The sequence below is a fragment of the Bradyrhizobium sp. DOA9 genome, from assembly GCF_000617845.2.
GTDB lineage: Bacteria > Pseudomonadota > Alphaproteobacteria > Rhizobiales > Xanthobacteraceae > Bradyrhizobium.
The window spans coordinates 1,656,756-1,679,391 of the sequence record NZ_DF820425.1 but is presented as its reverse complement, the minus strand read 5'-3'; the positions used below and the strand labels follow the sequence as shown (position 1 = coordinate 1,679,391).

Annotated in this window: 17 protein-coding genes; 11 read left to right on the top strand and 6 right to left on the bottom strand. The window is 62.8% G+C overall.

The window, feature by feature from the left end; all coding sequences use genetic code 11:
* Nucleotides 1–103: 103 nt before the first annotated feature.
* Complete coding sequence (locus BDOA9_RS07710) at nt 104–808, bottom strand: glutathione S-transferase family protein (protein ID WP_025033365.1); 705 nt, start codon at nt 806–808, stop codon at nt 104–106.
* A gap of 108 nt (nt 809–916) precedes the next feature.
* Here BDOA9_RS07710 and BDOA9_RS07705 point away from each other — a divergent pair, with 108 nt between their 5' ends.
* Both BDOA9_RS07705 and BDOA9_RS07700 read left to right on the top strand, forming a co-directional pair.
* Nucleotides 917–1,288, top strand: a complete 372-nt coding sequence (locus tag BDOA9_RS07705) for a winged helix-turn-helix transcriptional regulator (RefSeq protein WP_025033364.1) — start codon at nt 917–919, stop codon at nt 1,286–1,288.
* A 36-nt stretch (nt 1,289–1,324) separates the two neighbouring features.
* Nucleotides 1,325–2,713, top strand: coding sequence for an adenylate/guanylate cyclase domain-containing protein (locus BDOA9_RS07700; RefSeq protein WP_025033363.1), 1,389 nt, complete (start codon nt 1,325–1,327; stop codon nt 2,711–2,713).
* An 87-nt stretch (nt 2,714–2,800) separates the two neighbouring features.
* Here BDOA9_RS07700 and BDOA9_RS07695 read toward each other — a convergent pair whose 3' ends face one another.
* From BDOA9_RS07695 to BDOA9_RS07675, 5 genes are all read right to left on the bottom strand, one after another.
* Entirely contained in the window at nt 2,801–3,625 is an 825-nt protein-coding gene (locus tag BDOA9_RS07695; protein WP_082847802.1) for a CarD family transcriptional regulator, read from the bottom strand.
* A 344-nt stretch (nt 3,626–3,969) separates the two neighbouring features.
* Entirely contained in the window at nt 3,970–4,308 is a 339-nt protein-coding gene (fdxA, locus tag BDOA9_RS07690) for a ferredoxin FdxA (protein ID WP_025033361.1), read from the bottom strand.
* 132 nt (nt 4,309–4,440) lie between these two features.
* Nucleotides 4,441–4,692: an RNA-binding S4 domain-containing protein gene (locus BDOA9_RS07685; protein WP_082847801.1), complete on the bottom strand. Its 252-nt coding sequence runs from the start codon at nt 4,690–4,692 to the stop codon at nt 4,441–4,443.
* Between the two features lie 22 nt (nt 4,693–4,714).
* Entirely contained in the window at nt 4,715–8,137 is a 3,423-nt protein-coding gene (locus tag BDOA9_RS07680; RefSeq protein WP_025033359.1) for a helicase-related protein, read from the bottom strand.
* A gap of 734 nt (nt 8,138–8,871) precedes the next feature.
* Nucleotides 8,872–9,690: a DUF3108 domain-containing protein gene (locus BDOA9_RS07675; protein ID WP_192859648.1), complete on the bottom strand. Its 819-nt coding sequence runs from the start codon at nt 9,688–9,690 to the stop codon at nt 8,872–8,874.
* A 530-nt stretch (nt 9,691–10,220) separates the two neighbouring features.
* On the opposite strand from BDOA9_RS07675, the gene rpmB reads away from it, so the two are divergent.
* From rpmB to BDOA9_RS07630, 9 genes are all read left to right on the top strand, one after another.
* On the top strand, nt 10,221–10,529 hold the full coding sequence (gene rpmB / locus BDOA9_RS07670) for a 50S ribosomal protein L28 (RefSeq protein WP_025033357.1): 309 nt from the start codon (nt 10,221–10,223) through the stop codon (nt 10,527–10,529).
* 260 nt (nt 10,530–10,789) lie between these two features.
* The gene (locus tag BDOA9_RS07665) at nt 10,790–12,370 is read left to right on the top strand and encodes an RNA-directed DNA polymerase (RefSeq protein ID WP_025033356.1); all 1,581 of its coding nucleotides are present in this window, start codon (nt 10,790–10,792) and stop codon (nt 12,368–12,370) included.
* 135 nt (nt 12,371–12,505) lie between these two features.
* On the top strand, nt 12,506–14,395 hold the full coding sequence (locus BDOA9_RS07660; RefSeq protein ID WP_244521457.1) for an ATP-binding protein: 1,890 nt from the start codon (nt 12,506–12,508) through the stop codon (nt 14,393–14,395).
* Nucleotides 14,396–14,784: 389 nt separating this feature from the next.
* Nucleotides 14,785–16,173 (top strand): DUF2235 domain-containing protein, encoded by a 1,389-nt coding sequence (locus BDOA9_RS07655; protein ID WP_025033354.1) that lies wholly within the window; start codon nt 14,785–14,787, stop codon nt 16,171–16,173.
* 255 nt (nt 16,174–16,428) lie between these two features.
* Entirely contained in the window at nt 16,429–16,674 is a 246-nt protein-coding gene (locus BDOA9_RS07650; RefSeq protein WP_025033353.1) for a PilZ domain-containing protein, read from the top strand.
* A gap of 311 nt (nt 16,675–16,985) precedes the next feature.
* Nucleotides 16,986–18,140: an iron-containing alcohol dehydrogenase gene (locus tag BDOA9_RS07645; protein WP_025033352.1), complete on the top strand. Its 1,155-nt coding sequence runs from the start codon at nt 16,986–16,988 to the stop codon at nt 18,138–18,140.
* An 18-nt stretch (nt 18,141–18,158) separates the two neighbouring features.
* Complete coding sequence (locus tag BDOA9_RS07640) at nt 18,159–19,709, top strand: AMP-binding protein (protein WP_025033351.1); 1,551 nt, start codon at nt 18,159–18,161, stop codon at nt 19,707–19,709.
* A 180-nt stretch (nt 19,710–19,889) separates the two neighbouring features.
* Nucleotides 19,890–21,488 carry an ABC transporter substrate-binding protein gene (locus BDOA9_RS07635; protein ID WP_025033350.1) on the top strand — a complete coding sequence of 533 codons (1,599 nt, stop codon included), beginning with the start codon at nt 19,890–19,892 and terminating at the stop codon, nt 21,486–21,488.
* Nucleotides 21,489–21,573: 85 nt separating this feature from the next.
* Nucleotides 21,574–22,521, top strand: a complete 948-nt coding sequence (locus tag BDOA9_RS07630) for an ABC transporter permease (RefSeq protein ID WP_025033349.1) — start codon at nt 21,574–21,576, stop codon at nt 22,519–22,521.
* The last annotated feature ends 115 nt before the right edge of the window (nt 22,522–22,636 follow it).

Below are 22,636 nucleotides of genomic sequence, written 5' to 3'. Positions count from 1 at the left end.
GGAGTTGCGTGGCTGCAGGTTCAACGATCACTGATGCTGATGAGCCTCATCCTCAGGAGGCACGTCAGTGCCGTCTCGAAGGACGAGGCGTGCGCACCGGCCGCTACTTGCCGAACCGCGCAATCACCTCAGCCAGCGCGACGTGGCCTTTGCACGATCCCGTTCCCGGATCGGAGCCGCCGTCCTCCAGAGCGGCGGCGTAGAGGACCGCGGGATCGGCTTCGAGGCGAGCCCGCAGTGCTGCCAGCTTCGGCCAGCGGCTGCTCTCCGCAACGGCGTGGAAGTCGAGCCAGCGCGCGACGCCGACAAGCACGGCGTCGGCGAGGGTCGGCCGGTCGCCGAGCAGGAATTGCCGCGCTTCGATCATCGCTTCGAGCTTGTCATGACGCTCGATGACCCTTGCTGTGCCAAAGGCGCGCAGGGCCGACTTCGTCGCCGGCTCCATGGCGTCGGCTTCCAATGCGGCCCACAGCGGCGCGAAGGCGGCGGTGAAACCGGTATTCACGAACGCCATGAGCTGATGCATGCGATCGGCTTGCCGCGAAGAGGGATCGAAGCTGATGCGCCGTTCGACGTCCCTGGCCTCTAACCAGGCTGCGATCGCCATCGTTTCCGTCAGCACCTCGCCCTGCCCGGTGATGAACACCGGCGTCTCATGTCGCGGATTGATACGGGCGTATGACGGGTTTCGCATCTCGCCCATCATGGCGACCCGACACAACCGATATGGCTTGCCCAGCCATTCGAGAGCCGCGACGAGCCCCATGGAGCTTCCCTTCGGGAAGCCGTAGAGTAGAATTGGGTCCATGATCCATTCTCCGTGATTTCTGATGATCACGCTGCGCAGCGGTGACGCGACCCTAGTCGCTCGCCGCATCAAGCAAATTACGAACTTTTTTGTAACCTGGAGGCATCGATGAAGGATCTCGTGTCGAGATGTCCCATCGAGGAAGTGATGCAGATTCTGAGCGGTCGCTGGCCGACGCTGCTGATCTACTATTTGAAGCAGGGTACCAAGCGCTTCAGCGATCTGCGCCGGGACAATCCGACCATCTCGCACAGAATGCTCGCACTCGAGCTTCGCAAGCTGGAGGACGCCGGCATCGTAAGCCGCACCGAATTCGGCGGATATCCGCTGCGCGTAGAGTACGATCTGACCTCCGCCGGTCATGCCCTCGTGCCGTTGATCGACGCCATGGGGAATTGGTGGACGTCGGTTGCAGCCGCGGCTGACGGAGGAGGTCGCCGAGATGAAGTCGGCGTCTCGGCAAGGACGCAGCGGACTTGAAGCAGCTTAAGCCCTATTGAGGAGACTGCCGTGACAATGCTCGTCGAGCGCTTCAACCTGCCGGCTGCGCTGTCGCCGGCGCCGAACAAGCGCGATGCCGAAACAGTTCAGTTCGCACAGGCCGCGCTGACGTCTGCCAAGCGGGAGGGCCTGCAACTCGCGGTGCGGGCGCGCTATGTCGCCCTCGCCGTCATTGCCTGCCTGCTGCTGATGATCAACCCGGCCTGGGAGCAGCTCTACTACGTGGCGCTGCTCGGCTTGTTCGCACTGATCGGCTGGGCCCAGGTCAGGGTTGGGCGGGTGGGCGTGTCACGGCCGGAATTGGCCCTCCTGTTTTGCGACCTGGCGCTGCTGACATACGTCGTCGTGGTTCCAAATCCGTTCGGAGCCTCGCATTGGCCGGTCGCGATGCAGTACCATTTCGGCAACTTCATCTATTTCTTCGTGCTGCTCGCAGGCGCCACGCTGGCCTATACCTGGCGGACCGTCATTGCGGTCGGGCTATGGACGGCTGGGCTCTGGATCGTCGGCATGGCCTGGGTCTGGTGGCAACCCGATCGCGATCCTGCGCTGACGGCCCGAATCGCGGCCGCAACCGGCAGCGATCAGCGCTTGTTTGCGATGATCTCGCCCAGCGAAATCGTATTCCACGTTCGCATCCAGGAGATCGTCGTATTCATGATCGTGGCCATGACCTTGGCGCTCGCGGTCCGCCGCAGCAACGATCTCCTGGTCCGGCATGCCGCAGTGGAGCGCGAGCGCGGCAACCTCGCACGCTACTTCTCGCCCAATGTCGTGGCGGAATTGTCGAAGCAGGACGAGCCGCTGAAGCAGGTGCGCACGCAACACGTCGCGGTGCTGTTCGTCGACATCGTCGGCTTCACGGCGTTTGCCGATGCGCGCTCGCCGCAGGAGGTGGTGCGAACGCTGCGCGAATTCCACGGATTGATGGAGCAGGAGGTTTTCCGCCATAGCGGCACGCTCGACAAATATCTCGGTGACGGATTGATGGCGACGTTCGGCACGCCGTTCGCGGGCGCGCACGACGCCGGCAACGCGCTGCGATGTGCGCAGGCGATGATCACCTCTGCGGACGGCTGGAACGATCGGCGGGCAGCGTCAGGCGAGCCACCGCTTCATGTGAGCTTCGGCTTGCATTATGGGCCGGTGGTGCTCGGCGACATCGGACAGACCTGCCTGGAATTTGCCGTGATCGGCGCGACCGTCAACGTGGCCAGCCGTCTCGAAGCCTTGACCCGCACCTTCGATTGCGCGTTGGTGGCAAGTGACGACCTCGTCAGCCAGGCGAAGGCCGAGCTCGGCGACGGCGCCGCAACGTTTCAGTCATTGCAAGCGCGAGAGCCGCGGGCGGTCCGCGGCATTCAGCAGCCGATCTCGATCTGGACCCAGCCGCGCGGCGCGTAGCGTCGCATCGCCCGCTGCGTCAGGAGGCCAAGCAAAAAGCCCGGCCGTTCGGCCGGGCTTTTGATGGCTTGCGAGGAACGAAGCTGTTTACGCGGCCTCGTCGGCGACGGTGCTGTCGTCGCCGTCGGTATCGTCGGTATCGCCCTCGGCATCCGTATCGGCCTCGCCCTCGGCGGCTTCCGCCTTGGCATTGCGGCGCGGGCTCTTGGCGAGCTGGGCCTCGATCTCCTTGACCGCTTCGGTCTCGGTCGAGTGCTGCACCACCGCGATCTCGCGGGAGAGACGGTCGAGCGCCGCTTCATAGAGCTGGCGTTCCGAGTAGGACTGCTCGGGCTGCGATTCCGAGCGATAGAGGTCGCGCACGACTTCCGCGATCGCGACGATATCGCCCGAATTGATCTTCGCTTCGTATTCCTGGGCACGGCGCGACCACATGGTGCGCTTGACGCGGGCGCGGCCCTTGAGCGTCTCCAGCGCCTTCTTGACCAGCACCGGATCGGACAGCTTGCGCATGCCGACATTGGCGACCTTGGCGGTCGGCACGCGTAGCGTCATCTTGTCCTTGATGAAGTTGATGACGAACAGCTCGAGCTTCGCACCGGCGATCTCCTGCTCCTCGATGGCCAGGATCTGGCCGACGCCGTGAGCGGGATAGACCACGAATTCATTGGCCTTGAAGCCCTGACGCTGGGTCACGACCTTCTTTTCCTCGACCTTCGGCGCAGCCGCGGGCTTGGCGGCCGGCTTGGCGGCGACGGGGGCCTTGGCGGGCGCAGCAGCAACGGGAGCCTTCGGCGCGGCGGGCTTGGCAGCGGGGGCCTTGGCCGTCACAGGCTTGGCAGTCACAGGCTTGGCGGCAACAGGCTTGGCAGCGGTCGCTTTCGCGGCCGGTTTGGCAGTCTTGTTAGGCATTGCGCTTCTTTTGTTCTTCGAGGACTTTGCAGCCGGCGCCTTCGTCGCGGTCCGACCCTTGGATGCGCTACGGCTGGCCGCGGCGACTTTTTTGGCCTCCTTATGGGAAGCCCTCGCTGAAGTACTCTTTTTACGCGTTTTCTGTGACACAGCCTGCGCGCGGAAACTGCCACGCCCCTGTTCGACATTTGGTTTCACGGGAACCCAGAGGGGCCAACGGGGCTGACGGGGTTCGGCTTAATGTGCCCAATATAGCACATTTCCCGCAAAAATCAATGATTTAGGGGTCTTCAGGGCTGGTTTTCGGCGGCAGCGCCGCTATTAGGGTTAAGTTTGGGCGCGATTTAGTCCCCAGAGCCCGGGTTCGGAGAAAAATATTTCTCGAACTTGCCGTCCATGCCGTCGAATTCCTTGGCGTCGGCAGGTGATTCTTTCTTCTGGGTGATGTTCGGCCAGCTCTTGGCGTAATCGGCGTTGACCTGGAGCCACTTCTCCAGCCCCGGTTCCGTGTCCGGCTTGATGGCGTCGGCGGGGCATTCCGGCTCGCACACGCCGCAATCGATGCACTCGTCGGGATGGATGACGAGCATGTTGTCGCCTTCGTAGAAGCAATCGACCGGGCAGACCTCGACGCAGTCGGTGTACTTGCACTTGATGCAGTTTTCAGTGACGACGTAAGTCATCCAACGCTCCGAAAAGCTCTTTTAAAAGTCGCGGCTTGCCTAGCGCGGATGGCCCGGCGCCGCAAGGTCGGGAAGGCCCGAACATGACGGCTTTGTGTGTTTGATCGATCAAGAAATGAATACAAAGCGCAATTAATTGCGCGACCCGAGCTCCTCGTAGAGCACGCGCGCCGAGGCGGCATCACCACGGCGCTCGTTGAAGGCGGTGACCTTCAGCACGCGCACGGTGCGATCGAGGGCCACCGTAATCACGTCACCGATCTTGATCGCATGGCCGGGTGATTTCTCACGCGTACCGTTGATGCGGACGTGGCCGGACTCAACCAGCTCAGCCGCGGAGGTGCGCGCCTTGACCACCCGCGCGTGCCACAGCCATTTGTCGATGCGCTGCCGCTCGGTCGTGGGGTTACTCCTTGCGCCCCGAGAGCTGCTCTTTCAGGGCAGCGAGCTTGGCGAAGGGGGAGTTCGGATCGGCCGGACGATCGCGCTCGCGCGGGTTCGCGCTCGAGGCGTAGGGACGAAGTGACGGACCACCCTGGCGGTCGCGACCCTTGTCGCGGTCACGGCCACGATTGTCGCGGCCCTTGTCGCGATCGCCGCCGAACTTCTTGTTGTCGCGGTTGCGATCGCGATCCTTGTCGCGGTCTCCCTTGCCCTGGAAGCTGCGATTGCGGTCGTCGCGGCGCTCACCGCCCTCGCCGCCTTCACGCGGCTTGCGGAAGTCGCGGCCGCCATCGCGGCGATGACCGCCGCCATGACGCTGGCCCGGCTTCGCGCCGTCGGCGGCTTCGCCGGGCGCGGCGCTCGCTGCATCGGCTGCAGCGGCAGCCTCAGCGCCGGCCTGCGGACGACGCTGGTTGTTGTGACGCTGATGGCGATGGCGCTCGTGGCGCGGCTTGCGATCCTCGTGACGGCCGGCGGGACGCCAGACCTCGATCAGATCGGGCGCGGCGGGGGCTTCGACAGGCGCAGCAGCATCCGGTGAAGCAGCGGCTTCGACTGCGGCGGTCTCGGCCGGGGCCGCATCAAGCGGTGCCGGAGTCTCTTCTGCGGGCGGCGCGATGCCGGGGGCGTCCTCGGGCGTGACGGGCGCTTCTGGAGACGCTTCCAGCGCACGCTCCTCGTGAGCCTCCGCAGGAGCGGGCTCGTCGTGCGGCTCCATGCCGGGCGCGTCTTCGACCGTGACGGATTCGGCCGTAGCCTCGGCGGCCGGCAGGCCGGCAACGGCCTCCGTCGCAGTCTCAGGTGGGGTCTCCACGCGGCCTTCAACGGGCGGCGTCTCGGCGGCGACGGTCTCGGTGACGACCTGATCGGTCGCAACAGGCTCGGTCACGACAGGCTCGGTCACGACAGGTTTGGGCGGCAGCGGCGGGCGCTTCTCCATGCGATAGCCGAGCGCGCGCAGCACGGAGGCGAAATCTTCGCCGGCCGATCCCGTGAGCGAGGTCATCGCCTGCGTGACCACGAAGCTGCGGCCGTCGAACGCACCGGCGGGCTTTTCACCCGGCGAGTTCTCGCGCCAGGCCAGCGCCGGGCGGATCAAATCGGCGAGGCGTTCCAGGATGTCGACGCGCACGGCGCGCTCGCCGGCCTGCTTGTAGCCGAGCACGCGATAGGCATCGCGCGGCAGTGCCTTGTCGACCGGGAACGAGGTGCGCCCCGAGGAGGCCAGATGCTGCGCGCCCGAGAGCGCGGACAGATCGACATTGTCCTGCTTCAGCGCCCAGAGCAGCGCGGCGAGCGCACGTGCGGCGGGCTTGAGCAGACCGGGAAAATAGAGGTGATAGGCGCCGAAGCGGACGCCGTATTTGCGCAACACGGCGCGCGAGGGCTGATCGAGATCCTTCAGCTCGCTGGCGATCTTCGGCCGCTCGAGCACGCCGAGCGCTTCGACCAGCTGATAGGCGATGCCGCGGGCGATGCCGGTGACGTCCTCGGCCTTCGACAGCTCGAACATCGGCCCGAGCAGCTTTTCGATGTGCGTCTTGAGCCAGAGCTCGAGCCGCGCCTGCACCTTGTCGCGGGGGGCGCCGGTCAGGCGCTCGTCCGAGATGATGCGGATGCGCGGATGCAGCGCGTCGTCTGCGGCGGCGAGCCGCGCCACGGCATCGCCGGTCCAGCGGATGATGCCTTCGGACGTCAGCACGAACTGCTCGTCCGGCGCATTGCCGAGCTTTTCGGCGCGTGCGTTGATCTCGCCGGCGAGCACCGCTTGCGCTGCAGCCTGCAAGGCTTTCGCATCGGAGCCGGCTTCCGCCGTGTCCGGTGCAAAGGTGAAGCCATCGAGGCGGCCGATGACATGGCCTTCGACGATGACTTCGCCGGTCTTGCCGATTTCAGTATTCAAGCTCGTGTTCTCCCGCAGGCGGCGCATCAATACACTGGTCCGGCGATCAACGAAACGCTCAGTCAAGCGTTCATGGAGCGCATCCGATAATTTATTTTCGACCTCCCGCGCGATCCCCTGCCAGCGTTCCGGGTCTTTCAGCCAGTCCGGGCGGTTGGCGACGAAGGTCCAGGTGCGGATCTGGGCGATTCGGGCCGACAGCGTGTCGATATCGCCGTCGATGCGGTCGGCCTGGGTGACCTGGGACTCGAACCAGGAATCGGGAATGCAGCCCTTGCGCATCAGGAAGCCGTACAGCGTCGTCACCAGCTCGGCATGGGCGGCCGGCGACAGCTTCCTGTAGTCCGGGACCTGGCAGGCTTCCCAGAGCCGCTCCACGGCGGCCTTGCCATGCGCGATATCGCGCACCTCGCCGTCGCGGGCGGCGTGATCGAGCACGCGCATGTCCTCGGCGATCGGCGCGCGCGTCAGCGTCTCGTGGCCGGGGGCGAGGTTCAGCGAGACCTGGAGCGCGCCGAGCGAGGCGAAATCCAGCTTGGAATTGCGCCATTGCAGCACCTTCACGGCATCGAAGGTGTGGTTCTGCAGCGCGTTGACGAGCTCGGGCTCGAACGGCGCGCAGCGGCCCGTGGTGCCGAAGGTGCCGTTGCGGGTGGCACGGCCGGCGCGGCCCGCGATTTGCGCGAATTCGGACGGCGTGAGGCGGCGGAATTGGTAGCCGTCGAACTTGCGGTCGGAGGCGAAGGCGACGTGGTCGACGTCGAGATTGAGGCCCATGCCGACGGCGTCGGTGGCGACGAGATAATCGACGTCGCCGTTCTGGAACATCGCCACTTGCGCGTTGCGTGTGCGGGGCGAGAGCGAGCCCAGCACCACGGCGGCGCCGCCGTGCTGGCGGCGGATCAGCTCGGCGATGGCGTAGACTTCATCGGCGGAGAACGCGACGATGGCGGTGCGGCGCGGCTGGCGCGTGATCTTGCGGTCGCCGGCGAATTCGAGCTGCGACAATCTGGGCCGCGTGATCATGGAGACGCCCGGCAACAGGCGCTCGATGATCGGGCGCATGGTGGCTGCGCCCAAGAGCAGCGTCTCGTCGCGGCCGCGGCGGTTGAGGATGCGATCGGTGAAGACGTGGCCGCGCTCGAGATCGGCGGCGATCTGGACCTCGTCGACGGCGAGGAAGGAGACGTCGAGATCCCGCGGCATCGCCTCGACGGTGGAGACCCAATAGCGCGGGTTCTTCGGCTTGATCTTCTCCTCGCCGGTGACCAGTGCGACGCTGGCCTCGCCGGATCGAGCGGCGATCTTGTTGTAGACCTCGCGCGCGAGCAGGCGCAGCGGCAGGCCGATCAGCCCTGAGGGATGCGCCAGCATCCGCTCGATGGCGAGATGGGTCTTGCCGGTGTTGGTCGGACCGAGCACCGCAGTGACGCCCGCGCCGGGTGCGCGCTCGGAGGCGAAGGGGGAGGAGGAAAAAGCCATGTCTGAGGGATAGGTAATGGCGATTTGGGCGAATGTCAGTGCTGTATGGGGCGGGGCTCAGAGGCCGCGGCGTACTGGATGCCCCGGTCAAGCCGGGGCATGACAGCGGAGGGTGTGGCACGCCCTCCCCGAATCCCGCGCAACTGTCTCACTTTGCGACGCTTTTCCCGTTCGCTTTAAGCTTCGGAACGACTCTAGAACGAATCGCGGCCGAATCGCTGACTCCCCGTTGAGTCCCGTTCCGTTCACGCAACATGTCGCGGGACTCGTGTTGGTTGCGCACTAGATGGAGTTTTGCGGGGGCGCACAAGCGAGCGGGGTGGTTAAAGCTGGGGACGGCGGGGAGTCGAATCAGAATCGGGGCGGAGTCAAATGGATTCCCGTCTTCGTCATGCGCGGGCTTGACCCGCGCATCCATCGAACGACGAGCATCTCTCGAAGGGATGGATGGCCGGGTCAAGCCCGGCCATGACGGCATTCCGAACTCATTGTTGCGAAAACAACCCCATGCATAGTAGGTAAGTGGTTGATATTGCTGGGGTACCCTAAACCCTCCCCTGGAGGGGGAGGGTCGGCTCACATGGAGCGCAGCGGAATGTGAGACGGGGTGGGGTGATCTCTCCACTCGGGCACGTCCCCGTGTTGAGAGATCCACCCCACCCCGCTCGCGCTAACGCGCGATCGACCCTCCCCCTCCAGGGGAGGGTAAGAGCGCAGGGGAGGGCTTTAGAGCGCTACTGCGTCTTCGCGACGCGTGGCGGCTGGGGGGCGGTGATGAAGCTGGTGGCTTCCAGCATGGCCGGGCCCAGGGGCGTCGGCACTTTCAGCCAGAACGGGACCAGGATGCGCGTGCCGGCGATCGGGGCGAACGCGATCTCCATGTTGCGCTGGGCGGCGAGGTATTTGATCACGGGGCGGTCGGGGATGTAGCCGGCGATCGGCACGAAATAGATCGAGCAGACTACGACCGGGCCCTTGTACCCCTTCTCCGCCTTCACGGTCTCCATGCGCTTGAAATCGAGCTTGAGCTCGTAGCGCATGCGGCCGTCGAACACGGGTGCGGCGTTGTGGCAGGCCTCGGGCGACACGGGGTCGCCGGTGCCGGGCACGCGCAGCAGCGAAGCCGTCATCGGGTCCCACACGCCGCGGCGATGCGCCTCGGTGACGACGATGCGGTCCGGGTCGACCGGCGGCTCCGGCAGAATCGCAAAATCCTTCACATTGCCCTTGTCGAGGGTGATGCGGATCTCTTCGGTCTTCTTCTGGGTGGTGGTGGAGGCCTGGTAGCCGGTCGCAACCAGCGCGCCGTTGACGACACGCCCTTGGCTGGCACCGGTGCCGGACCCGCCCGTGAACGACTTCAAGAGCCCCGAGGTGCCGCCGGAGGCCGCCGCCGCGAACACGTCGTCCTGGATATCGATGTTCCAGGCGCCCTTGCCGACGGGAATTCCTGCCAGCGAGGCCTCATATTGCGCTTCGAGCTTGCCTTGCGCGGCGGCCGGCGCCACGCCGGAGGCAACAGTCAGCATCACCGCCAGGCCGCAAAGCGCCATCAGCCGGCCGGCCGGATGAGGCCGGGCTGAGCGCAGGTCTTGCGCGAAATGAAGCGTTGTCGGCACGAAATGATCCAATCGGGGCGCGATGCGCTCTTACTTAAGCCAAATAGCACGGCAAACAATGTGTCGGGGCATCAGCCCCGGGAACTCCACCGGACTCTTCGACGGCGAATACGCCGTTTATGTGATGGTAAGGCGCTTTAAACACTGCCGTTTTGGTGATCGGCCCGTGTCCCGCCCCGGGCTCCGATACCTCTCCCATCGGGAGAGGTCGCGCCGCAGGCGCGGGTGAGGGGCTCAGGTCCCACGATGGTGCAAAACCCCTCACCCGGCGCTATGCGCCGACCTCTCCCTATGGGAGAGGTGTGGCACCACCCGCGGACCACTATCCCGCCCCAAAACCTTGACGCAGGGCCCCTTCCCCCCTATACGTCCGCCCGCTCCCTGCAAGGACGAAAGAATTTGCCCCCGTGGCGCCGAAATGGCGGCCGCACTCGTTGGGGGTTCGAACACTAAGGATTTCTACCATGTCTCGCCGCTGCGAACTGACGGCCAAGGGCCCCCTCGTCGGCCACAAGGTCAGCCACTCCAACATCAAGACCAAGCGCCGCTTCCTGCCGAACCTCGTCAACGTGACGTTCATCTCGGAAGCCCTGGGCCGCAACGTGCGCCTGCGCGTCTCCACCAACGCGATCAAGAGCGTCGACCACAATGGCGGCCTCGACGCCTACCTCCTCAAGGCCAACACCGACGCGCTCTCCCCGCGCGCCGTCGAACTGAAGCGCGCCATCCAGAAGAAGGTCGGCGAAGCGCAGCCGGCGAAGCAGGCGAGCTGAGAAGATTACCGTTAGGGCGGGGGCTAGGTTGCGTCGCGTGGCGTAGGCTTAGCCGAGTAAGAGTTTGCGTAGCGGCCGGATCGGGAGATCCGGCCGTTTTTGTTTGCCGAAGCGAAGCCGTCGCCACCGGTCTTAGATCGCCAATGCCTCGCAACCAAAGCGTCAATGCACGCAGGAGTAGCAGGCCGTGCTCATCAATGCTATTAGCCTCGCTCTGTGCATTTGGTACCGGCACTCTCCTCTGTTTTGATTGGGCATGCATGGCAACACGCCTTTCAACCGCGTCCCTAGAAAGAGCAATCGAGCATATCTCGACTTTCGGCGACACCGACGTATTTCCGCATCCCATCGAGGCTGCGTTCCTCATCGAAAGGAAAAAAGAGATTGCAGCCGAGCTAAGCGTGCTCGACCTTGAGACTTTCGAGCCAGCTCAGGCAATCGAAACAATCGCACCCAAGAGCCGATGGGGATTTCGAATTGTCCATCAACTGCCATTATTAGAGACCCTGCTCTATACAGCGGCTGCAATCGAGATTGGGGCCGACGTCGAAAACATTAAGCGGCCGATCAACGAATTCGGCCCATTTGGATATCGGTTCGACAACACTAAGACAGAAGCCTCTCTGTTCGTATCGAACCGTTCATACAAAGATTGGCTACAATGGCAACGAGAGCAGATACAGCAAAACACCTATACGCACGTAGTCGCGACCGACATTGCTGACTTCTATCAGCGAATCTACTTCCACCGCATCGAGAACATTCTGGATGTTGCAACGGACCGTAAGGGAGTTAAGTCATTCATAGAGAAATTGATAAAGAGGATCAGAGGCAAGCAATCGTATGGAATTCCCGTCGGCGGCAGCGCTTCGAGGATCATCGCAGAGGCAATCCTGAGTGACGCAGATAGCGCCTTGGCGGATGAGGGATTGATCTTCACGCGCTTTGTCGACGATTATCGTATCTTTCTCACGTCCGACCAGACGCCATATGTGGCTCTTGCTTTCCTTGCAGAACATCTCGCGACAACTGAGGGGCTTTCGCTCAACAATCAGAAGACGAAAGTATGGGACGCCAAAGAATTTGAAAATGCCTTAAGTGACCAACAGGACGACGTTTTTGACAAAGCCGGGCAAGAAGCAATAGAATCTCTAACTCATTCGATATATTTCGACGAAGAACCCGACGAGGCGGAAATTGAATCGATTAGAGCACTGAACTTAGTTCAGATGCTTGAGGATGAACTAGACCAAGACTATTGGGATTTCGGCAAAATCAGACTCATCTTTCTTGGACTTCGTCTCACTAAGAACGCGGATGCGCTCGACCTAGTTCTTAAGCGCTTTGATGATCTGCTACCGTTCGTAAAGGAATTTGTACTGCTGGTTGATGCACTCGACAGCGCCGGCGTCGAGCTGAATGAAGAAATACAGAGCAGAGTAATTCAGCTGTTAGAGGCTGGCGCTGCCGGTTCTGTGCCTACAATCCAAGTGTGGCTACTGGAGCTCTTCGTACGGGGATGCTTTGAGATCGACCACAAAACTCTAACTAAAGTTGTTGCCTCGAACACTCTCAGTCAGCGACAGAGCTTCCTCATCAGAGGGCTCAACGGAGACGTAAACTTCTTTCGTAGAAACAAAACTCGGTTTGAGGAGCTGAATGTCTTTGAGAAAGGCCATTTCATGCTCGGAGCGACCTGCCTACCGCGCGATGAATTTACTAACTGGATTAGCGCTGTGAAGCCCAATCTACATCGCCCTCTTGATGCAAGGTTTTGCGATTGGGCGAAAAGCAAGCGCGGAAAGCTGCCGGAAATTGTGAGTGCCCGCATTCGGCAGTGACCCGATGACTTTCGTCCAATTGCTTCTTACGTTTTGAATCCGCCGGCCAGACCGTTGCGAGATCAACTTCCGGGGGAGGGGGGACTCATGGAGACTAGCTCGCCAGTTCAAGGCGTCCTTTTCGATGACAGATTCTTGGATAAGTACGCCGGTTCGATAATATCAGACCCTGCGATTGCCATCGTTGAACTCGTCGCCAACGCATGGGATGCTTATGCCACTCGGGTGGACATCGTATGGCCGCAGCGGACCAAAGGGATCGCCTTCTCAATCAAGGACAACGGGAAAGGAATGACGCCGTTACAATTCAACCGCCGCTGGAAGACGCTGGACTACAACCGCCTAACGGAGGAAGGCAACAAATCATCGCCGCCTGAGGAGTTGAAAGATGCCTTGCACCGCAACCCCTACGGCCGCAATGGCAAAGGCCGCCACGCCGCCTTTCACTTCTCGGATCCCTACCGCGTTCGCACATGGCGCGACGGCGTTGAGACCACCTATGAGGTTCGTCGCGGTACAGGTACGCCGTTTCACGTGACAGAGCTATCGTCGCGGTCGGCTGTCTCTGGTCATGGCACCGAAATTGTTGCAACAGCATCCGAGGGCACCTCGATGACCGCCGACGAAGCGCGGGAGGTGATCGGGTTGCGCTTCCTTGCCGATCCAAATTTTGTAGTCTCAATCGACGGCACCCTAGTCACATTTGAGGACGTGCCGACGCAAAGCATTCAAAAAATACACGTCGATGTCGCCGAATTCGGCAAAGTCGATCTCATCATTATCGACACGCAAAAATCCGATAAGACGACAAAGCAGCATGGTATAGCTTGGCGCGTGAATTCTCGTTTGGTTGGGAATCAAGGCTGGCTCGGGTTCGACCATGAACGTATTCTAGACGGTCGAACTACAGAGGCTAAGCGCTTCCAGTTTATCGTCTCAGCTGACATCTTGGAGAATGCGGTATTGCCTGACTGGAGCGGATTTGTTGCCAATGATGAAGCTTGGCAGGCAACCCGTACAGCTGTCCATGCGAAGATCAACGAACACTTGCTCAGCCTCTCAGCTGAACGCCGCCGCGAAGCTAAGCGGACTGTGAGAGAAACTCTCGACCGAACGGTTCGCCAGCTTCCTCCAGTCGGTCGCGATCGTTGGAATCAGTTCGTGGATGAGGTTATAGACGCATGTCCAACCATATCCACCGAGGAGGTTAGTCAGATAGCAAATATCTTGGCCAACCTTGAATTAAGCACCTCAAAGTATGGCTTGTTGAAAAAGCTTCACGACTTGAAAGCCGGCGACTTCGATGCTCTCTACGAATTGCTGGACCGCTGGACTGTCCGGTTAGCTAAAGACGCCTTGGACGAAATTCAGACCAGACTAAAACTGGTCCAAGACTTAGACGAAAAGCTTCGTGACGAAGCCATGGACGAGGTTGGCGATCTTCAACCGCTTTTCGAGCGTTCCCTTTGGGTATTCGGTCCCGAATTCGAAAGCCTTGAATTCACTAGCAACAAAGGAATGACACAGGTCATTCAATCAATTTTTGGTGCCAACATTCCAGGCAGCCGACTGCGACCCGATTTCGTCATGCTGCCTGATGGGAGTGTCGGATTGTACGGTCGCGATTCACACGACCTAGGCCATGATGTAGACGGCGTGTCACGCCTCGTAGTCGCTGAAATCAAGAAGCCAAACGTGATCATCGGCTCGGAACAGAAAGGGCAAGCTTGGAAGTACGTTAAGGAGCTGCTGGAACGTGGGCTGCTGAGTAATGCCGCGACGGTAACTTGCTACGTTCTGGGCTCTAAAGTCGATGCCACGGAGAATGAACCTCGTACCGAACGCAATGGCCGAGTTACTATCATTCCGATGACGTACAACGTGTTCGTGCGCAGGGCTGAAAAGCGTATGCTAGGTTTAAGAGACAAGCTGAAGGATGCGCCGTTCCTGAAGGAACGCGGCTTCGATGGGGACGGATTTATTCGGTCGCTCAGCGAACCCGCCGCAGACCTTCTCTCGCTCTGAATTCTACAAGCAGGCGGTACGCAGCTTAGCCGGCCGTGAAGAAGTGTCCTTTAGCTTCGCTCTTCAGCTGCACCATCCGGAACCCGCTCCACCTATTCCCGAAATCAATGCTCCGCAACACAATGCCGGCTGCGCGACCGCATCGAGGCCGGCGCCGCTGCAATTATCATGCGTGCGAATTCAAGGCACCCCGCCCCGCATTGCCAAGCATCGTCCCGCGGGCGGCGGGTGAGGGTTCTTTCCGGCCCGTTGCTGAGACACCCTCTCCCGAACCCTCTCCCGCGGGCGGGAGTGGGAGCGCACCGCCGCCGCGGTTAGCACCGCCGTCTCGTCCTCCTTCGCGGAATCCGCTATACTCGCCCCGGTAGCATCCCCCGGAGGCGCATCCCATGGATCACGCACCCAATTCCGACCACACCCCCGCCGGCAAGAACCTCGTCATCTGCTGTGACGGCACCGGCAACGAGATCTCGGAGAACATCTCCAACGTCCTGAAGCTCTATCGCTGCCTGCGCAAGACGGACAAGACGCAGCCAAGGCAGATGGTGTTTTACGATCCCGGGGTCGGCACCATGACGGAGCCGTCGACCTGGGGGCGCTGGAAGGCCAACATCAAGCTGGTGTGGGGGCTCGCCACCGGCTACGGGCTCGATGACAACGTGCTGTCGTCCTATTGCTTCCTGGTCGAGCATTACGCGCCCGGCGACAGGATCTATTTGTTCGGCTTTTCGCGCGGGGCCTACACGGTGCGCGTGCTGGCGGGGCTGATCCACAAGGTCGGGCTGATCTCGCCGGAGCAGGCGAACCTCGCCGGCTCGGGCCTCATCGCCTACAAGCAATATTCCGGCAGCGGGCGCGGCAACGACGTCGAGGATCTCAAGGACATCGTGTTCGACGAGAGCGGGCCGCTGCCGAAGGACGAGTTCGACCTCGCCGCGCAGTTCGCGCGCATCACCTCGACGCGCTGGCCGACCATCCATTTCGTCGGTGTCTGGGACACGGTGGCGAGCGTGATCGTGCCGCGTGCCGACCGCTTCTACTGGCCGAGCCTGGAGGAGCTCGCCTTCACGCTGCGCGATCCCAGCATCAGGATCTTCCGGCAGGCGATCGCGATCGACGAGCGGCGGCGCATGTTCCGCCTGAAGAAGTACGCGGAGCCGCAGGAATTCTGGAGCAACCGTTACGTGCCCGACGAGAAGAAGGTGCCGCAGGACATCATGCAGGTGTGGTTCGCCGGCGTGCATTGCGACGTCGGCGGCGGCTATCCGGAAGCCGAGAGCGGCGAGTCCAAATATCCGCTGCTGTGGATGATCGACGAGGCCGAGAAGGCCGGGCTGAAGTTCAACCCGCGCACGGTGAACCAGCTCGCCTGGGGCATTCAGCGCAGGAACTCACCGTTCAAATATGTCGAGCCTGCTTTTACGGGCAAGAGCGGCATGCTGCACGATTCCATGACGGCGATCTGGCGCGTGCTGGAGTTCTTGCCGAAGCGCGCGAAGTACCGGGAATGGCCGGAGCGGAAGGTTTATTTCGGCTTCTACATCCCCGACGCCGAGCCGCGCCTGATTCCCGAAGGCGCGCATGTGCATGAGAGCGTGCTGAAGCGCATGGCGGTGGAGCCGGACTACCGGCCGGTGAACCTGCCGAAGGATTATGTGACCGTGCCGATGCCGGTGCCGCCGGGGGTGGACCTGGCGGCGGGGGCGGAGGTGGAGGGGGTGCTGCCACCCTCCCCTGGAGGGGGAGGGTCGGATCACATGGAGCGCAGCGACATGTGAGCCGGGGTGGGGTGACGGTCTCTCAGCGTCCGACACTGCCCGCGTTGAGAGATCACCCCACCCCGCTCGCGCTGCGCGCGATCGACCCTCCCCCTCAAGGGGAGGGTGGCAGCCCGCTACCGCTGCTTTTGCCATTCGTTGACACATTTCCTTAAAATTCTCGGGCGCGGCTTAGGGGGATCGCATCAACTCTTTTCCATGATCGAAGGCAGATCACCCGCCGCGAGACCCAGCGGAGTTGGAGGAGACGTGCCAATGCATCCGCGAAAGTTCGTCCGCGTGAAGCCCGCAGGCCTGGTGTCGCGACAGGCCAAGATCATCACCGACCCGCGCGCGCCGGTGATCCCCTGCACGCTGATCGACTATTCGCCCGGCGGGGCCTGCGTCGATCTCGGCGGCCAGGTGGCGATTCCCGATCGCTTCGAGCTGCTGCACGTCAACACCAAGAAGCGCTGCCGCATCGCCTGGAAGCGCGGCTCGCGCGTGGGCGTGGTGTTTTGAGGGCTTGCTTCGCCTCTCCCGCTTGCGGGAGAGGCCGACGCGCTCGCAGAGCGCGGCGGGTGAGGGCTCTTTCCGCGAAGGGACCGCCTCCGCATCTCGACAATCCCGCCGCGGAGAGAGCCCTCTCCCCAACCCTCTCCCGCAAGCGGGAGAGGGAGCGCAATCCCGACGCCGAAGCATTGGTCACACCATCTGCAACCGCCCCACCCCTGCGCTGCAAAACCGCCAGCGTCTTCGCGCATGACGGCTCCGGCCAGCTCGGCTAGATTGCCTCCCCAACAACAACAACGATTTGTCCGGGGAGGACAGGCGTGCACCAGGGACGTGTCGTTTTCGGCGCGATCGAGGAGGTCGTGTTCGGCCATCCTGCGGCCGGCGCCATCGTCGCGCAGATGGACCGGCTGGGAACACGCCGCGCCTTCCTGATGGTGTCGGGGACGCTGAACCGGCAGACCGACGAAATCACCAAAATCCGCGACGCGCTCGGCTCCCGCTGCGCCGGGCTGTTCGACGCCATGCCGGCCCATACGCCGCGCGAGGCGGTGATCGCGGCGACGCAAGCGGCGCGTGCGGCGGAGGCCGACCTGATCGTCACGATCGGCGGCGGGTCCATCACCGACGGCGCCAAGGCGGTGCAGCTCTGCCTTGCCAACGGCATCGACGATATCGCCGGCATCGACCGCATCCGCGTGCACAAGGGCACAGCGCCCGAGATGACAGCGCCGACCGTGCGGCAGGTCAGCGTGCCCACCACGATCGCCGGCGGCGAGTTCTCGTCGATCGCGGGCGTCACCGACCGCGCGAGCCACGTGAAGCAGATGCTGCGGCATCCGCTCACTGTCCCGCGCGCGACCATCCTCGATCCTGCCATCACCGTGCACACGCCGGAATGGCTGTTTCTCTCCACCGGTATCCGCGCCATCGACCATTGCGTCGAGGCGATCTGCTCGCGCGAGACGCATCCTTATGCCGATGCGCAGGCGGTGAAGGGCCTTGCCATGCTCGCCGACGCGCTGCCGCGGGTGAAGGCCGACCCTTTGGATCTCGATGCGCGGATGGACGCGCAGATCGGCACCTGGCTGTCGATGGGCGCGCTCGCCGCCGGCGTGCCCATGGGCGCGAGCCACGGCATCGGCTACGTGCTGGGCGGGGCCTTCGACGTGCCGCACGGCTACACCTCCTGCGTGATGCTGCCGGCGGTGATGCGCTGGAACGCGCGCGACAATGAAGAGCGGCAGATGATCGTCGCCGCCGCCATGGGCTATCCCGGCCGCGACGCGGCGGACGTGCTCGATGCCTTCATCCGCTCGCTCGGCATGCCGCGCAGCCTCGGCGATGTGCGCATCGCGCCGGAGCATTTCGACGCGATCGCGGAAGCCGCGATGCGGACCAACTGGATTCCGCGCAACCCGCGCAAGATCGAGGGCCCCGCCGACGTGCGCGAGATCCTGCTGCTTGCCGCCTGATCGAATTCCGGAGGATCGATGTACACAGGTCACCACGCCCGCCTGCGCCCGCTGCAGCCCGCCTTCATCATGGCGGGAAGCGGCGAGGCCGTCACCTATCGCGAGCTGGAGGCGCGCAGCAACCGCCTGGCGCATCTGCTCCGCAAGCACGGCTTGAAGCGGCTCGACCATTACTCGATCTTCATGGAGAACAATGCGCGCTATCTCGAAGCCTGCGGCGCGGGCGAGCGCTCGGGTCTCTACTACACCTGCATCAACTCCTTCCTGACGCCGGGCGAGCTCGCCTATCTCCTCGTCAACAGCCAGTCGAAGATCTTGATCACCTCGACGGCCAAGCTCGCCATCGCGCGCGAGGCGATCAAGGCCTGCCCCGACATCAAGCTCTGCATCGTCGCCGACGGCCCCACCGAGAGCGAGCGCATCGTTGGCCTTGCGGAGGTGACCGCCGGCCTGCCGGCAACGCCGATCGAAGATGAATGGCTCGGCACCGCCATGCTCTATTCCTCCGGCACGACGGGACGGCCGAAGGGCATCTTGCGCCCGCTGCCGGAGGAGAAGCCGAAGCACAATCTGCCGCTGTTCGATTTCCTCACCAAGCTCTGGCACTACCGCGAGGGCATGGTCTATCTGTCGCCGGCGCCGCTCTATCATTCGGCGCCGCAGGCCGCCGTGAACCTCACGATCCGCATGGGCGGCACCGTGATCATCATGGAGAGCTTCGATCCCGAGCGTTACCTGCAACTGGTCCAGCAATGGGGCATCACCCACACGCAGCTGGTGCCGACGATGTTCTCGCGCATGCTGAAATTGCCGGAGGAGGTGCGCGCCCGCTACGACCTGTCCTCGCTCGAGATCGCGATCCACGCCGCCGCGCCCTGCCCGCCCCAGGTCAAGGACGAGATGATCAGATGGTGGGGACCGATCATCCACGAATATTACGGCGCGACCGAAGGCCTCGGCTTCACCGCCTGCAACAGCGAGGAATGGCTTAAGCATCGCGGCACCGTCGGCAAGGTGCTGCTGGGCGATCTGCATATTCTCGACGAGAATATGCGGGAATGCCCGACCGGCACGCCCGGCCAGGTCTGGTTCAAGACGGCAACGCCGTTCGAATATTTCAACGACCCGGAGAAGACCAGGGAGGCGCGCTCTGCCGACGGCAGCATGAGCACGGTCGGCGATGTCGGCTATGTCGATGCCGACCGCTTCCTCTATTTGACAGATCGCGCCACCTTCATGATCATCTCCGGCGGGGTGAACATCTATCCGCAGGAATGCGAGAACCTGCTGATCACCCATCCCAAGGTCGCCGACGCCGCCGTGTTCGGCGTGCCCAATGCCGATCTCGGCGAAGAGGTGAAGGCGGTGGTGCAGCCGATGCCGGGCGTGATGCCGGGGCCTGCCCTCGCCGAGGAGCTGATCGCGTTCTGCGCCACATCGCTGTCGCGGCAGAAGGTGCCGCGCTCGGTCGATTTCGAGAAGGAATTGCCGCGGCTGCCGACCGGCAAGCTCTACAAGCGGCTGCTGCGGGACCGCTACTGGGGGAACAAGGCTTCGCGGATCGTGTGAGGGCGCTTCCCGCGCGCGAGCCCTTCGCACTGCACTCTCACATCGTGCGAGAAGCAAGTGCGGCCTTCCGTCATCCGAAGTGTCGAGGCGGCCTGTGGCCTTAGCGGTTGCCTCCGCCCGCTTGCGTGCTATCGTCCGGACAAACAGGCCGCAAAGGCGGAAGGTCCAGGGAGGATGAGCATGCGGAGCGTGTGGGCGCTCGCCGCAATGGCGGCGCTATCTGTGCTGACGGCCTCGACCGTCACACTCGCCGGCGAGCCCAAGCAGGGCGGCATCTTGCGGATGTATCACCGCGACAGTCCGGCCAACGCCTCGATCCTCGAAGGCGCGACCTATTCGATCAACATTCCCTTCATGGGAGTGTTCAACAATCTCCTCGTCTACGATCAGCACATCGCGCAGAACACCCCCGATACTTTGCGGCCGGACCTCGCCGAAAGCTGGTCGTGGAGCAGCGACAACAAGAAGCTGACGTTCAAGCTGCGCCAGGGCGTGAAATGGCACGACGGCAAGCCGTTCACCTCGGCCGACGTCAAATGCAGCTTCGATCTGCTGATGGGCAAGTCGCAGCAGAAGCTGCGGCAGAATCCGCGCAAGGCCTGGTACAGCGAGGTCAACGAGGTCACGACCAACGGCGAGTTCGAGGTTACCTTCGACCTGAAGCGGCCGCAGCCCTCGCTGCTGGCGATGCTCGCCTCCGGCTACACGCCGGTCTATCCCTGTCACGTCTCGCCGGGGGACATGCGCACCCATCCGATCGGGACCGGACCGTTCAAGTTCGTCGAGTTCAAGGCCAACGAGTCCATCAAGCTGACGCGCAATCCGGACTATTGGAAGAAGGGCCTGCCCTATCTCGACGGCATCGAGTACACCATCATCACCAACCGCTCGACCGCGATCCTGGCCTTCGTCGCCGGCAAGTTCGACATGACCTTTCCGACGCACATCACGATCCCGCTCTTGAAGGACATCAAGACGCAGGCGCCGAACGCGACTTGCGTCGTCGAGCCGACCAACGTCTCGACCAACATCATCGTCAATTCGACCTCCGCGCCGTTCGACAACATCGACATCCGCCGGGCGATGGCGCTCGCGCTCGACCGCAAGGCGTTCATCGACATCCTGTTCGAAGGCCAGGGCGACATCGGCGGCACCATGCTGCCGCCGCCGCAGGGCATCTGGGGCATGCCGAAGGAGAAGCTGGAGACCATTCCGGGCTATGGCCGCGACATCAACGCCAACCGCGAGGAAGCCAGGAAGCTGATGCAGAAGGCGGGCTACGGTCCGGACAAGCGCCTCGCCGTGAAAGTCTCGACCCGCAACATCGCCGAATATCGCGACCCCGCCGTGATCCTGATCGACCAGCTCAAGAGCATCTATATCGACGGCGAGCTCGATGTCGTCGAAACCGCGAACTGGTTCCCGAAGGTCGCGCGCAAGGATTACATGCTCGGCCTCAACCTGACCGGCAATGCCGTCGACGATCCCGACCAGTCGTTCTACGAGAACTATGCCTGCGGCTCGGAACGGAACTACACCAATTACTGCAACAAGGAGATCGAGAAGCTGTTCGACGTGCAGTCGCAGGAGACCGACCTCGGCAAGCGCAGGCCGCTGGTCTGGGACATCGACAAGAAGCTGCAGGAGGACGTCGCCCGCCCGATCATCTTCCATGCCCGGGCCGGCACCTGCTGGCATCCCCACGTCAAGGGCGTCACGATCATGTCGAACAGCTCCTATAACGGCTTCCGCTACGAGGATGTGTGGCTCGACAAGTAACGCGCGGGCCTATTGTTTGCGCATGATCTTTCCGGAAAACCGCTTCGCACTTTTCCGGATCATGCTTTAGCGCGGAGGGCGATGCATGTTTGCCTATCTGGTGCGGCGCCTGTTCCTGATGCTCGTGACCCTGTTCGGGATCTCGGTCGTCATCTTCTTCCTGCTGCGCATCGTGCCGGGCAACATCGTCGACATCCTGTTCGCCGCCGCCGGCTACGTCGATCCTGCCGACAAGGCCAATCTGGAGAAGGAGCTCGGCATCGACCGTCCCTTGATCGTGCAATATTGGCACTGGATCAGCGGCTTCCTGCGCGGCGATTTCGGCTTCTCCTATGTCTCGGAAAAGCCGGCGCTGCAGGAAATCCTGCCGCGGATTCCGATCACGGCAAAGCTCGCCGGACTCGCCCTGCTGTTCTCGGCCTCGATCGGCATTCCGCTCGGCGTCATCAGCGCGGTGAAGCAGGGCACCAAGCTCGACTACGCGCTTCGCGTCGTCAGCCTCAGCGGATTGTCGCTGCCCTCGTTCTGGCTCGGCCTTCTGATCCTCACCGCGTCGGTGGCGATGTTCGGCCAGATGCCGATCTTCAATCCCAATCCGAAGACGTGGCTCGAGGCGTTCGCGACCTATGCCGTGCCGGCTGCCGCCGTCGGCTTCCGCAGCGCGGCGCTGACCATGCGCATCACGCGCTCCTCGATGCTGGAGGTGCTGCGGCAGGACTACATCCGCACCGCCCGCGCCAAGGGCGCCTCTGACGCGGCGGTGAACTACCACCACGCGCTGAAGAACGCGATCCTGCCGGTCATCACCGTGATCGGCATCGAGGCGGCGTTCCTGATCGGCGGCCTGATCGTCACCGAGACCGTGTTCAACATCCCCGGCGTCGCGCGCTTCCTGGTCGAGGCGATCCGCTGGCGCGACTATCCGATCGTGCAGAACCTCGTGATGTTCATCGCGGTCGTGGTGGTGTTCGCCAATTTCACCGTCGACATGCTCTACGCGGTGTTCGATCCGCGGATCAGGTACACGGATTAGGGGCATGGGGTTGGAACAATCTGACGCGACGGCGGTGCTCCACCTCTCCCGTAGGGAGAGGTCGGATTGCATCGCAAGATGCAATTCGGGTGAGGGGTTACACTTCGTCCTGGGA